This window comes from Pseudomonas sp. GL_093, from assembly GCF_057837605.1.
Map to the genome: position 1 here is coordinate 6,079,480 of NZ_CM174448.1, position 12,765 is coordinate 6,092,244.

The 12,765-nt window shown below is 58.3% G+C and carries 11 protein-coding genes; 5 read left to right on the forward strand and 6 right to left on the reverse strand.

The annotated features are described in order from the left end of the window. Positions 1 to 126: 126 nt before the first annotated feature. The 3 genes from bamJ to AC3IUE_RS28075 all read right to left on the reverse strand — a co-directional run bounded on the left by bamJ (position 127) and on the right by AC3IUE_RS28075 (position 1,787). Positions 127 to 744 carry a BamJ family beta-barrel-assembly machinery protein gene (gene bamJ, locus AC3IUE_RS28065; protein WP_046048787.1) on the reverse strand — a complete coding sequence of 206 codons (618 nt, stop codon included), beginning with the start codon at positions 742 to 744 and terminating at the stop codon, positions 127 to 129. Positions 745 to 865: 121 nt separating this feature from the next. After that, complete coding sequence (locus AC3IUE_RS28070; RefSeq protein WP_056742834.1) at positions 866 to 1,165, reverse strand: DUF6482 family protein; 300 nt, start codon at positions 1,163 to 1,165, stop codon at positions 866 to 868. A 133-nt stretch (positions 1,166 to 1,298) separates the two neighbouring features. Then, the gene (locus AC3IUE_RS28075; protein ID WP_056742836.1) at positions 1,299 to 1,787 is read right to left on the reverse strand and encodes a TIGR00645 family protein; all 489 of its coding nucleotides are present in this window, start codon (positions 1,785 to 1,787) and stop codon (positions 1,299 to 1,301) included. A gap of 159 nt (positions 1,788 to 1,946) precedes the next feature. Here AC3IUE_RS28075 and AC3IUE_RS28080 point away from each other — a divergent pair, with 159 nt between their 5' ends. Further along, positions 1,947 to 3,776 (forward strand): hypothetical protein, encoded by a 1,830-nt coding sequence (locus tag AC3IUE_RS28080; protein ID WP_489264349.1) that lies wholly within the window; start codon positions 1,947 to 1,949, stop codon positions 3,774 to 3,776. A 5-nt stretch (positions 3,777 to 3,781) separates the two neighbouring features. Here the strand turns inward: AC3IUE_RS28080 and AC3IUE_RS28085 are convergent, their stop codons facing one another. Together AC3IUE_RS28085 and AC3IUE_RS28090 are read right to left on the reverse strand one after the other, a co-directional pair. Then, complete coding sequence (locus AC3IUE_RS28085) at positions 3,782 to 4,123, reverse strand: PA4575 family protein (protein WP_046048783.1); 342 nt, start codon at positions 4,121 to 4,123, stop codon at positions 3,782 to 3,784. 315 nt (positions 4,124 to 4,438) lie between these two features. Continuing rightward, complete coding sequence (locus tag AC3IUE_RS28090; RefSeq protein ID WP_056742840.1) at positions 4,439 to 6,877, reverse strand: Lon protease family protein; 2,439 nt, start codon at positions 6,875 to 6,877, stop codon at positions 4,439 to 4,441. A 275-nt stretch (positions 6,878 to 7,152) separates the two neighbouring features. Between AC3IUE_RS28090 and AC3IUE_RS28095 the strand changes: the two genes are divergently transcribed. The 4 genes from AC3IUE_RS28095 to AC3IUE_RS28110 all read left to right on the forward strand — a co-directional run bounded on the left by AC3IUE_RS28095 (position 7,153) and on the right by AC3IUE_RS28110 (position 10,734). Next, a complete protein-coding gene (locus AC3IUE_RS28095) occupies positions 7,153 to 7,641 on the forward strand; it encodes a DUF3015 domain-containing protein (RefSeq protein WP_056742842.1) in 489 nt (162 codons plus the stop codon). 104 nt (positions 7,642 to 7,745) lie between these two features. Then, positions 7,746 to 9,599 carry an Lnb N-terminal periplasmic domain-containing protein gene (locus AC3IUE_RS28100; protein WP_489264350.1) on the forward strand — a complete coding sequence of 618 codons (1,854 nt, stop codon included), beginning with the start codon at positions 7,746 to 7,748 and terminating at the stop codon, positions 9,597 to 9,599. A 213-nt stretch (positions 9,600 to 9,812) separates the two neighbouring features. Then, positions 9,813 to 10,169, forward strand: coding sequence for a hypothetical protein (locus AC3IUE_RS28105; protein ID WP_056742846.1), 357 nt, complete (start codon positions 9,813 to 9,815; stop codon positions 10,167 to 10,169). 70 nt (positions 10,170 to 10,239) lie between these two features. Beyond that, positions 10,240 to 10,734, forward strand: coding sequence for a GreA/GreB family elongation factor (locus AC3IUE_RS28110; RefSeq protein ID WP_461999893.1), 495 nt, complete (start codon positions 10,240 to 10,242; stop codon positions 10,732 to 10,734). 157 nt (positions 10,735 to 10,891) lie between these two features. On the opposite strand, the gene ettA is transcribed toward AC3IUE_RS28110, so the two are convergent. After that, positions 10,892 to 12,556, reverse strand: a complete 1,665-nt coding sequence (ettA, locus tag AC3IUE_RS28115) for an energy-dependent translational throttle protein EttA (protein ID WP_046048776.1) — start codon at positions 12,554 to 12,556, stop codon at positions 10,892 to 10,894. Positions 12,557 to 12,765 lie beyond the last annotated feature (209 nt).

Consider the following 12,765-nt stretch of genomic DNA (forward strand, 5'->3'; position numbering starts at 1 on the left):
GCGAGCCCTGTGGGAGCGGGCTTGCTCGCGAAGAGGCCATAACATTCAACATCATTGCTGAATGACACACCGCCTTCGCGAGCAAGCCCGCTCCCACATTAGCCCAACGTTACATCAGGCTTGGAATTACAGAACGTCGAGCAGTTCGACGTCGAATACCAGTACGCTGTGCGGCGGAATGCTGCCAACGCCTTGAGCGCCGTAAGCCAGTTCGCTCGGCACGTACAGACGCCATTTGCTGCCGGCGTTCATCAGTTGCAGGGCTTCGGTCCAGCCAGCGATCACGCCGCCAACCGGGAATTCTGCAGGCTGACCACGATCGTAGGAGCTGTCGAACACAGTGCCGTCGATCAGAGTGCCGTGGTAGTGAGTGCGCACTTGATCTTCACGGGTTGGCTTGGCGCCTTCACCTTGAGTCAGCACTTCGAATTGCAGGCCGGAAGCCAGGGTGGTGATGCCGTCACGCTTGGCGTTTTCAGCCAGGAATGCCAGGCCTTCGCCAGCAGCGGCTTCAGCTTTGGCAGCTGCTTCAGCTTGCATGATTTCGCGAATGACCTTGAAGCTCGCGGACATTTCTTCCTGACCCACACGGCTTTCCTTACCGGCGAAAGCGTCGGTCAGACCTGCCAGGATCGCGTCCAGGCTAACGCCCGGTGGCGGGTTGTCGCGCAGTTGATCGCCCAGCTGACGGCCAATACCGTAGCTGACGCGGGTTTCGTCGGTGGACAGATTTACTTCGGACATGACACTGCTCCGCTGTGCGGACGGCCCTGGAACTTGCCGTGCGTACACAGCGCGTCCCGGAGCGCCCGGAACCAAAAGGGCCAGCAGACTAGCACAGATGCCATTGCGTTGATGAGGGGTGTCAGTGCTGCCACGCAATCGGTACCTTCAGGCTCCCCTCGGAACTGGCACCGAGCCCACACATCTCGTCATGAACCGAAACGTGTACAAGGTTGAATGGCAAGCTGGGAAAGGCATGAAGCACTTCACGCGCATGCTCGACCGAACGTAAATGAAACATCTGGCCGTGGTTATCACTCAACGGATACGCCGCGCCATGCATCCGCGCTTCCAACAGGTAGATCCCGCCTTCCATCGAGATCAGATTGAGCTCATCAACCTTCCCGGCGATGGCATAAGCATTCAACTCTTTCAGGTCCATAAACGCACCTCACGCAATGGCGAGCCAAGATCTTTACAGGCATAGGCCTCGGCGCATCAAAGTACAAGCCACAAACGACACCGCCCGTCTGTTTCGCAACAGACGGGCGGCTGGGTATAGCGATAAAAAGCGATCAGTGCTTGGTCAGCTTATCCAGATAACCCATGGCAAACGCCGAAATCACGAAGGTCATGTGGATGACCACGTACCACTTCAAATGCTCGGGATCGACGTTCTTGGCGTCCATGAAAATCCGCAGCAGGTGGATGGAAGAAATGGCCACGATGGAAGCGGCCACCTTCATCTTCAACGAAGAGGAATCCATGGTGCCCAGCCAGTTGAGCTTTTCCTTGTCGTCATCGATATCCAGTTGGGAAACGAAGTTCTCGTAACCGGAAATCATCACCATCACCAGCAAACCGCCTACCAGCGCCATGTCGATCAGTGACAGCAGCACCAGAATCAGATCCGACTCGGCCATCGAGAACACGTTAGGGATGACGTGGAAGACTTCCTGGAAGAATTTCAGCGCCAGGGCCAGCAGCCCGAGGGACAGACCGAAGTAGATCGGCGCCAGCAACCAGCGGCTGGCATACATTGCATTTTCGATAAAGCGTTCCATTGAATCTCACAAGGGGGCTGGAAATGGCCGCGAGTATATCAGCCACCTGTTACACCCAGAAACCGTCGGGAAATCCGCAACCTGCGCATGTGTGACAAGGTTTTTCTGCTAGTGTCCAAAGCATTGACAGCTCAGCGACATCGGACAGGAAGACGGGAAATGGATGTGCGATTGCCTTTAACGAGCGCCGGCATTTGCCTGGCTTTGCTGCTGAGCGCTTGCTCACCCAGCGATGAGAAGCGCCAGGTCAGCCTCGAGGAAAAGACTGCGCAGTTCGAGAAGTCTCTGGATGCGATTCAGGACCCAAAACTCAAGGAAGCCGTAGCTGAACTCGGCGGCTCACTGTTGTTGCTCGAGCGTGCGCAACTCAAGCTCGACAGCAAACCGGTGGAAACAGAATATGGCGAAGACGCCCTCGCCGTCCTCAAGCACTATCCGACGCCCCAAGCCTTGGTCGACACGTACATCAACGGCCTGTTCGTGCTGCACAAAGATTCCAGTTCCGACTACCTGACCGACCTGCAACCGGTGTTCCCCTTCAACTTCAACATTCCGGTCGCGTTTCTCTTTCCCCATAGTCTTGAATGGCAATCGGTGACCTTGAGCAACAAACGCGTCATCGCGTTTCAGCCGGAATGGTCAGAAACCGATCCTGGAATTCAACTGAGCCCATCGAGCTCAAACCTGACCAACCCCGACGACCTGACGGTGACCTACCCCTTCATCGATGGCCTGGACGTGGACAAAAAGAACCAGCCACAACCGGTGAGCCTGCAAGGCAAGGTGGAAGTGATCGCGCCGCGCCGACTCTACAGCTTCGATTTGACGAAAAAAGATGTCGGCCAGACTCGCACCAACGACAACCTCAGCGTCACCCTGCTGAACCTTGCAAACAACTACGCCGAAATCGAATTCAACAACAGCGCGCCACAGGCCCCCGAGGTCGGCGAAACACCGCTGAACCCGCTGATCGTCCAGGCCAAGGACAGCACCGGGCAATTTCTCTCGCGCTCAGGCTCGATCAACGAAACCTCCACACAAATAGCCTTCTATCAAAAGCAACTGGCGAAAATGCAACAGCAGAAAGCCTGGAGCGAGAGCTTCGAGAAACAGATCGATGAAGAGCAGCGCGCCTTTGAGAAGCAACAGAGCCACCATTATTCCAAGGTGTACTTCAACGGGTCGATCGACGCTCTTGAAGTCAGCGTACTGGACTTTTCAACCGCCACGGTGACCCGCAAGGACCTGAACCTGCCGGTACTTCGCTTCGACCCACACACCACGCAAAAGACCATCCAGCCACTGACGCTGCCGGTGGTGGTGTACGACGACCAGGCCCCGATCTGGCTCAAGGGCGCCACGCTTGGCGAGGAACAACTGAAAAAGAGCGTCAGCATCAGTCAGTCGGTCGAAGAGCCCAGCGCCGCGCGTATCGAGTTCGATCACCCCAAAAGCTTCAATGATGAGCTGCTCGGCACCTCCTTCAGCCCCGGCGAAAGCCCGGTCAGTTTCTTTACCGAGGACGGTAACGGCAAACGCGATGAGCCGATCGAGTTGCCGCCTGAGGCTTACCAGGTCGATCCCCTGCGCGGCATCATCACCTACGACTTGAACCTGTTTCCAGAAACCCCGGCTTACGCGGTGGGCTCCATGCCGCTGTTTCTCGCCACTGTCGAAAAGAAAACCATCGACGCCCACCAGTTGCCCAAAGGGCTGATGCTCAAAGGCAATGCGCTGGTGGTTGATCTGAAGCAGTTTCCCGCCCAGGACTGGCGTTTCTTCGCCAAGGACGACAGCGGCAATTATCTGAAGGAGATTCTTTCGGTCAGCCACGATGCGAGCGCAGAAGGCCCGGCATTATTGGGGGTGCATTACTTCTACGGACAGCCTGCCCGCCTGGAAACCTATCAACGAACCGATCTCTCCACCGTGCAATATGGCTTCGAGGTCAAACTCGACAAGGCGGACACATCCAACCTTGCTCAATAGCCTGTTCAGTGCTCGGGCCGAAACTCGAAACCTCCAGGGTTGCGGCAGCGGCCACCATTGATTTCCCGCAGCTGAGCTTGCAGGTGCAGGCACCAGATTTGCGGATCATCGGCCAGTTCATAGCCATGCAGGGTGAGACTTTCAACAATGGTGTCGAGGATCGACTCAGCCACAAAGGGGCCATGAAACGGGCCCTGGGCTTTGATGGCAGAAGGTTGTTCGCCGGCCATTCCAGCAGCGAAGAGTAAGGTCCACATGCCCGTATCCCCCGCCAATGGGCGGATGGCGCACTCGATACGGGTCACAAGGCCCAGGCATTGACGGGTGAGGCAGAGGTTGCGCGACATGGCGGCGACCCTCGGTAGATCCGGTATTCAGCCCCCACGGGAGGACTGTCTCGATCCAGTGATTACTGTCGATATCCTTGACCTGAGAATAGAGGAAAAGTCTGACTAGCACGTCAAGTGAGACCAGAAGGCGCCGAATGGTCATTGTGTGAATATTGACGCCAGACTGATGGCACTTTTTATATTCACCCAAGACAAATGTGGGAGCGAGCTTGCTCGCGATGAGGTACTGACATTCAACATCTCTGTTGGCTGACAGTCCGCTATCGCGAGCAAGCTCGCTCCCACAGGAGTTGAGGTGATCTCAAGTTTGTATCAGGCGGGCTTGGTTTCCACCAAGGCTTCCTGCGCCATCTCTTTCTCGGCTTCCTTGAGGTCTTCTTCGCTGATCATTTCTGCGATGACCCGCAAGCGTTCCACCACCCGCGCGTTAACGCTGCCTTCAGGGAACTGACCATCGGCATCCGGCGCACCGGCCGGCTCGCCGACCAACAGGCTCAGGGCTTCATCAGCCTGGCGCACGGCGTAGACGTGGAACTGCCCCGCGCGCACCGCCGTCAGCACTTTCTCGTCGAGCATCAGCGTGGCAACGTTGGCGTGGGGAATGATTGCGCCCTGCTCCCCGGTCAACCCGCGCGCCTCGCAGAGTCGGAAGAAGCCTTCGATCTTCTCGTTGACCCCACCCACCGCCTGCACTTCACCGAACTGGTTGATCGAGCCGGTGATCGCAAAACACTGCTTGAGCGGGGTTTTCGACAGGGCCGAAATCAAGGTGCAAGCCTCGCCCAGCGATGCACTATCACCGTCGACGTAACCGTAGGACTGCTCCAGGGCGATACTCGCGGAAATCGCCAGCGGGAATTCCTGGGCGTAACGACTGCCCAGATACCCGGTGAGGATCATCACGCCTTTGGAGTGAATCGGCTGGCCAAGATTGACCTCGCGCTCGATGTCGACGATGCCGCTACCGCCTGGATACACCGTGGCGGAAATCCGCGCCGGTATACCGAAGGCCGAGTCACCGACCTCCAGCACTGTCAGCCCGTTGCACTTGCCGACCGCCGCACCTGCGGTGTCGATCAGGATGATCCCGGCCAGCATGTCATCGAGAATCCGTGCCGAGACGCGCCCGGTCCGCGTGGCCTTGGCCTTGAGCGCACGTTCGATGTGCCCGGCGTCGGTCATTTCGTCACTGGCCAGTTGGCGAATGAAATCCGCCTCGCTGACCAGTTGGAACAGATCACCGATCCGCGCCGACAAACGCCCCTGGTGTTCAGCCAGGCGAGCACTGTAAGTCGCCAGACGCGCCACCGCATCAGCGGTCAGCGGCGCCATGCCTTCTTCGGAGGTGCGGGTCTTGAGCAACTGGGCAAACTGCTCCAGGCTTTCATCGACCATCGGGATGTCTTCGTCGAAGTCCACCAGGACACGGAACATCTCCTGGAAGTCCGGATCGAGGTCCTGCAGCGTGTAGTAGAGCTGTCGGGCGCCGATGATGACCACTTTGACCTGCAACGGAATGTGTTGCGGAGTAAGAGTCACGGTGGCGAAACGGCCCATCTCGCCCAGCGGCGATTCCATTTTCAATTTGCGCGATTGCAGCGCGCGTTTGAGCGCATCCCACACGAACGGCTCGCTGAGCATTTTTTCCGCTTCAAGAATCAGGAAGCCGCCGTTGGCGCGGTGCAGCGCACCCGGACGCAACTGTCGATACGTGGTGTAGAGCGCGCCCTGATCGGTGGTGTACTCGATGCGGCCGAACAGGTTTTCGTAAGTCGGGTGCGGCTCAAAGACCACTGGCGCACCGCCGCTGAACGGATGACCGACCACCAGGCTCGGCGCGTATTGCTCTTCCAGCAGCTTGCGGGCGATGGCGTCCGTCTTGCTGTCGTCCACCAGTTGCTCGACCACGGTCTTGAGCAGATACACCTGCATCGCTTGCAGGTAACCGCAAACGCCGGCGTTTTCCGCGTACTTTTCCGACAGCGGCGAGAGCAAGGGTTGCAAGGCCAGGGTGATGGTTTCTTCGTTGAGCTGGCGCAGTTGATTGCTCGACTCACGCTTCCATTGCGGCAAGCTGGCGAGTTCTTCGTTCAGCCGCTCTTCCAGCCACGAAATATCCTCGTGAAAACGCTCGCGATCGACTTCCGGCAACTGGGCAAATTCGGCCTCATCCACAGCCTTACCTTCGCTCATCGGGGTGAAGGCGATATTGGTGCTGTCGCGGTACAGCGCAACGTCCTTCTCCAGCGCCAGGCGCTCGATCACATCCAGCGCCTTGTCGTAACGCTGGTTGAAGGCGCGGTCGATGGCGCTTTTCTTTTGCTGGTAGGACGGGTGCTCGAACACGGCCGGAAAAGTCGCCAGCAGATTGTCGATCAAGCCGTTGATGTCATCGATAAAGGCACCGGCGGTGCCAGAGGGCAATTCCAGAGTGCGAGGTTCGCGAGGATCATCGAAATTGTTGACGTAGACCCAGTCCGCCGGGGTCTGCAGGCGTTTGCCTTCGGCTTTCAGGTAGCGTTTGACGAACGAAAACCGGCCGGTGCCGGGCTCGCCCATGACGAATACGTTGTAACCGGGGCGTGGCATTGCCACACCGAACTGCAAGGCTTCGACCGCACGTTCCTGGCCAAGCACACCGCGGAAGGGCTCCAATTCATTGGTGGTAGAGAAGCTGAACTGTTCAGCGGAAAACGGACGGGTCAGCGCTTCGGGCGCTAGACGCAAGCTGGCAGCAACAGGATCAGGCATCGGGCTTCCTTACATCAGGCGGGGCAGATAGCGGCATTCTGGCGCTGCCCATACCTCACTTGCAAGGCGCGCCTCTAGCCAAAGCATAGACAAAGCGACATCTCCAGGCGGGGCGGGCCTAAATCAATGTTTTCAACGAATGTTTCGCAAAAAATCACGGAACCCCAGGAACGTGCCTAAACTCCAAACTGCGCGGCTGGAACAATAACCGGCCCACTGGCGCCAGATCGGGCCAGACCCCTGTCCATTGGTATGCACATAAAGAGAACAAAGCTATGAAACGGATTCTTCTCGGTACTCTCTTCGCCGCTGTATCCATCAACGCCATGGCTCAGGCGCCAGGCGGCCCGGATTGCGGTTGGGGCAACATGCTGTTCGAAGGTCAGCGTGGCACCCCGGCTCACTTCCTGGCATCCACCACCAACGGCACGTCCGGCAACGCAACCTTCGGGATGACCTCGGGTACCAACGGTTGCGCGACCAATGCGTCGCTGACCTATGGCGGCAAATCCTGGATTGCCATGAATGGCATGATGAACGAGCTCTCTGAAGACATGGCTAAAGGTCAGGGCGAAGCGCTGACCACTTACGCTGTGGTACTGGGCGTGGCGCCGGAAGACCGTGCGCATTTCGCCGCCGTCACTCATGAGCACTTCCAGCAGATCTTCAGCAAGGCTGACGTGACCGCTGACGACGTGCATACCAACACCCTGGCCGTTCTGAAGAGCGATCCGCGTCTGGCCAAGTACGCTACTCAAGCTTAAGCTCGAACCGCCCGCTCCTTCTCGGGGCGGGTTTTATTTTTTGAACCTGGCCCTTTTGGCCTGCCCCTTTGGGTCTTTGTTTTTTTCGACTTAAGTTGCCCACTATGCTCAAACGCCTTGCCTGGCTGGCGCTCTGTGTCTGCGCCCCGCTGTCTGCCACGCCCAAAATCGACAATCAACGTTTGCAGCAATTGGCCAATGACCCCTTCTGGATTTCTCTGGGCCACTACGAAACCGCCAAACTTGGTGGCTGGCGCAGCTATGTCAGCGACAAGAAATTCTTCCTCGCCGCCGACGGCAATGAACATCCTGACCGTGAACTGGCGGCGACTGTGCAAGCGCTGTACGCCCCGGCCAGTGCTGGCGAGAAACATGCGCAATGCGTCTACCCGGCCCGCACCCGCTGGCTCAAAGCACAGCTCAACCTGACCGATCTGCCGACGCTTCCCTGCACTGAATTCAAGCAATGGTTCAAGGATGTTTCGCCCCACAGTGCAGTGATGATTTTCCCGGCGGCGTATCTGAACAGTCCGTCATCGATGTTCGGCCATACGTTGCTGCGTATCGACCAGGCCAATGTGCAGAGCGATCAAACTGCCCTGCTCAGTTATGCAATCAACTTCGGCGCGTACATCGAAGGCTCGGACAACAGCATCCTGTATGCCTGGAAAGGCTTGATGGGCGGCTATCCCGGTTTGTTTGCGCTGGTGCCTTATCAGGAAAAACTCTCGGAGTACCGCAGTCTCGAGAACCGCGATCTGTGGGAATACCGCCTGAACCTGACCCAGGCAGAAACCGAGCGCATGGTCGAGCACGTCTGGGAGCTCAAGCAGATCCAGTTCGACTATTTTTTCTTCGACGAAAACTGCTCTTATCGTCTGCTGGAATTGCTGCAAGTGGCCCGCCCGAGCCTGCGATTGACCGAACAATTCCCGCTGACCGCGATTCCTACGGACACCGTCAAAGCGGTGAAAGAAGCCGGACTGGTGGAATCCATTCAGTATCGACCGTCTCGCGAACGTGAACTGCTGAGCCGCGCCGAGCCGTTGCCCCATGAAGAACAGGAATGGGTGCTGAAAGTCAGCGCCGACCAGAAGCAACTGCAAGAACCGGCGTTCAAGGCTCAACCCAAGGATCGTCAGGCGCTGATCATCGACGCGGCCTATCGCCTGGAGCGCTACCGCGCCAACGGCCAGGAACGCGACCCGCAACGGGCGCAGCGCAGTTTCGAACTTCTGCGGGCGATCAACCAGAACCCCGCGCCGGAACTGGACATCCCGCAACCCGGCTTGCCTGAGGATGGCCACGAATCCCGCACTTGGCAGGCAGGCATCGGCACTCTGGGCGACAAGGCGTTTGGCGAATATGGCCTGCGCATGGCGTATCACGACCTCAACGACAACGCCGAAAGCTTCCCCCTCGGCGCGCAGATTGAAATCCTGCAAATGAAACTGCGCCAGTACGAAGGCAATCACTGGCAGTTGCAGCAATTGGACCTGGCGACCATCCGCTCCCTGACCCCGCGCAATGAATTGCTGCAGCCACTCTCGTGGCAAGTCACCGGCGGCCTGGAGCGCGTGCCGGGCAAGCATGACGACGAAACTCTGGTCAGCCACGTCAATGGCGGTGGCGGCGGAACCTGGCAACTGGGCGACGACATGCTCGGCTTTGCTTTGGGCACCGTGCGCGTTGAGCACAACAACGACTTTGCCGGCTTCATCGCCCCGGCGGCGGGCTTCAACAGCGGTTTGCTGTGGAAAAACCCGCTGGGTAACTTCAGCCTGGAGGCCAAGGGCGACTTCTTCACCAATGGCGAAGTGCGCCGTAGCGTGAGTCTGAATCAACAGTGGGAATTGTCGCGCAACCTGGGTTTACGCCTGAGTGCCCAGCGCGAATTCAGCCACCTGGCTTCGCCCGAGAACGAAGTGATGCTTGAGGTGAAGTGGTATCACTATTGACCTGACACACCACTACCCTGTGGGAGCGAGCTTGCTCGCGATGAGGGCCTGACATTCAACACATGTATTGGCTGACCATCAGCCATCGCGAGCAAGCTCGCTCCCACAGGGGATAGTTGTTATCCAACGGATTAATCACAGGCCTTTCACAAACACCTCACGAATCCACTCCTAGACTTCTCCTATAGGCCGTTGACGGCCTGGGAGTCTGAGATGTGGCGTTGCGTGGGCGTGGTGGGTTTGCTGATGTTGATCGCGGGTTGCCAGACGACTCACGAGGATCTGATCGCCAAGGGTTATCCACCGGCATTCGCCGATGGCTTCGATGACGGTTGCAGCAGTGGCCGGCAAGCGGCGGGGGCAATCACCGGAGAGTTTCGTAAAAACGTTCCACGTTACCTCAAGGACAAGCAGTACGCCGAGGGCTGGAGCGATGGCTTCCGTCAGTGTCAGGCGATGCGCGAAAGCGAGGACCGTGAGGATTATCGCAGCCACCATTGGGACGACCGGAACAAAGCCTGGCAGCAGCAGAAGGATCAGGACGCCGCTCGTGCTTTTCGCTCGCAATAAGTCGCCCACAGATATCTGTCGAAACTAAAAGCCTGCGACCATGGCCCAAACCCTATAACGGGAGACAACCATGAGTCGTGCGTTCGTCAATGAAGATAATGCCGCCGCGCAAGCCGATCAGCCCGTCGAACGGCAAGTCAGCGCGCAGCCCAATTACGTCACGCCCACGGGGCTGGCCCAGCTGCAGGTGAAAGTCGCCGAGGTGCAAAACCTGCTCAATGAACAGAGTGCAAAGGGTGAACTGGCAGACAAACAGAGCCAGGCTGACCTTGAGCGCGACTGGCGGTATTTCAATCAACGCCTGCAAAGCGCTCAGTTAGTCGTACCGGCCTCCTCGACCAACAAAGTGCAGATTGGCGCCTGGGTGACGTTTGCCGATGAACAGGGCAAAGAGCAGCGTGTGCAGTTGGTCGGCGAGGATCAGGCGGACGCTGCCAGCGGATTGATCAATTGGGGGTCGCCACTGGGGCGGGCGTTGCTCGGTGCGCAGGTCGGGGATGAAGTGCTGTGGAAGCGACCGGCGGGAGATTTGGTGATTGAGGTTTTGAATATAGATATTGAGTGACCATTAGGCCGCCTTCGCGAGCAGGCTCGCTCCCACATTTGAAATGCGTTCCCCTGTGGGAGCGAGCCTGCTCGCGATGGCCGCGCTGCGGCCTATCTGAAACCCCATAAAAAAACGGAGCCCGAAGGCTCCGTTCTTTCATGCAACCAACCTGAAATCAGGCCAGTTTCTTGTGCCGTACACGATGCGGCTGAGTCGCGGCTTCGCCGAGGCGTTTGCGGCGATCGGCTTCGTACTCGGTGTAGTTGCCTTCGAAGAACACCGCTTGCGAGTCGTCTTCGTACGCCAGGATGTGAGTCGCGACGCGGTCAAGGAACCACCGATCGTGAGAGATCACAATCGCAGCGCCCGGGAAGTCCAACAGGGCTTCTTCCAGGGAACGCAGGGTTTCAACGTCGAGGTCGTTGGACGGTTCGTCGAGCAGCAGGACGTTGCCGCCCTCTTTCAGGGTCAGCGCCAGGTGCAAGCGACCGCGCTCACCACCGGACAGGTCCTTGACGAACTTCTGCTGATCGCCGCCCTTGAAGTTGAAGCGACCGACGTAGGTGCGCGACGGGATCTCGTAGTTGCCGATGCGGATCTGATCCGAACCGTCGGAGATTTGCTGGAACACAGTCTTGCTGCCGTCCAGGTCTTCGCGGCTTTGATCGACGCAGGCCAGTTGCACGGTTTCGCCGACTTCGATGCTGCCCGAATCCGGTGTTTCCTTGCCCATCAGCATGCGGAACAGGGTCGATTTACCGGCACCGTTACCGCCGATCACGCCAACGATGGCGCCTTTAGGCATGGAGAACGACAGGTTGTCGATCAGCACGCGATCGCCATAACCCTTGGAAACGTTCTTGAATTCGATGACCTTGTCGCCCAGGCGTGGACCGGCCGGGATGTAGATCTCGTTGGTTTCGCTGCGCTTCTGGAATTCCTGCGATTGCATTTCTTCGAAGCGTTGCAGACGAGCCTTGGATTTGGACTGGCGGGCCTTGGCGCCTTGGCGCACCCACTCCAGTTCTTCCTTCATGGCTTTTTCGTGGGCCGACTGCTGCTTGGATTCGGCAGCCAGACGATTGGACTTGGCTTCAAGCCAGCCCGAATAGTTGCCCTCGTACGGGATACCGGCGCCGCGGTCGAGTTCGAGGATCCAGCCAGCGACGTTGTCCAGGAAGTACCGGTCGTGCGTGATCGCAACCACGGTGCCCGGGAAGTCGTGCAGGAAGTGCTCCAGCCAGGCGACGGAGTCGGCGTCCAGGTGGTTGGTTGGTTCGTCGAGCAGCAGCATGTCAGGGGCAGACAGCAGCAGGCGGCACAGGGCCACACGACGCTTTTCACCACCGGACAGGAATTCGACCTTGGCATCCCAGGCCGGCAGACGCAGCGCATCGGCGGCGACTTCCAGTTGGCGATCCAGGTTGTGACCGTCGCTGGCTTGCAGGATGGCTTCGAGCTTGGCTTGTTCTGCGGCCAGTTTGTCGAAGTCGGCATCTTCATCAGCGTATGCCGCGTAGACCTCGTCCAGGCGCGCCTGGGCGTTCTTGATCACGCTGACCGCTTCCTCGACCACTTCACGAACGGTCTTGGTCGGATCCAGGATCGGTTCCTGCGGCAGGTAGCCGATGTTCAGGTCCGGCATCGGACGGGCTTCGCCCTCGAATTCGGTGTCGACACCGGCCATGATTTTCAACAGCGTGGACTTACCCGAACCGTTGAGGCCGAGTACGCCAATCTTGGCGCCCGGGAAGAACGACAGCGAAATGTTTTTCAGGATTTCCCGCTTCGGCGGAACAACTTTACCCAGCCGATGCATGGTGAATACGTATTGAGCCATGGAGAACCTAGGGTCAGTGAACGATGAATGATTGGGGCGCGGGCGATGCCCGGCCAGGCCGTGCGCGTCGTCCGATTGATGGTCATCAATGCGTGCGCGCTGAAAAAGCCTGAGTCTAGGAGCTGGAACGCTCCCGCGTAACCGGCAAAGCTACCTGATTGACGGAAGGCAGTCCAGCCGAGCGGGACTGGCACTTTGCCACAACTCAG

Excerpts from the sequence above, each read along its gene's own strand:
- bamJ (WP_046048787.1), bottom strand. The coding sequence starts at position 744 with ATGTCCGAAGTAAATCTGTCCACCGACGAAACCCGCGTCAGCTACGGT.
- AC3IUE_RS28070 (WP_056742834.1), bottom strand. The coding sequence starts at position 1,165 with ATGGACCTGAAAGAGTTGAATGCTTATGCCATCGCCGGGAAGGTTGAT.
- AC3IUE_RS28075 (WP_056742836.1), bottom strand. The coding sequence starts at position 1,787 with ATGGAACGCTTTATCGAAAATGCAATGTATGCCAGCCGCTGGTTGCTG.
- AC3IUE_RS28080 (WP_489264349.1), top strand. The coding sequence starts at position 1,947 with ATGGATGTGCGATTGCCTTTAACGAGCGCCGGCATTTGCCTGGCTTTG.
- AC3IUE_RS28085 (WP_046048783.1), bottom strand. The coding sequence starts at position 4,123 with ATGTCGCGCAACCTCTGCCTCACCCGTCAATGCCTGGGCCTTGTGACC.
- AC3IUE_RS28090 (WP_056742840.1), bottom strand. The coding sequence starts at position 6,877 with ATGCCTGATCCTGTTGCTGCCAGCTTGCGTCTAGCGCCCGAAGCGCTG.
- AC3IUE_RS28095 (WP_056742842.1), top strand. The coding sequence starts at position 7,153 with ATGAAACGGATTCTTCTCGGTACTCTCTTCGCCGCTGTATCCATCAAC.
- AC3IUE_RS28100 (WP_489264350.1), top strand. The coding sequence starts at position 7,746 with ATGCTCAAACGCCTTGCCTGGCTGGCGCTCTGTGTCTGCGCCCCGCTG.
- AC3IUE_RS28105 (WP_056742846.1), top strand. The coding sequence starts at position 9,813 with ATGTGGCGTTGCGTGGGCGTGGTGGGTTTGCTGATGTTGATCGCGGGT.
- AC3IUE_RS28110 (WP_461999893.1), top strand. The coding sequence starts at position 10,240 with ATGAGTCGTGCGTTCGTCAATGAAGATAATGCCGCCGCGCAAGCCGAT.
- ettA (WP_046048776.1), bottom strand. The coding sequence starts at position 12,556 with ATGGCTCAATACGTATTCACCATGCATCGGCTGGGTAAAGTTGTTCCG.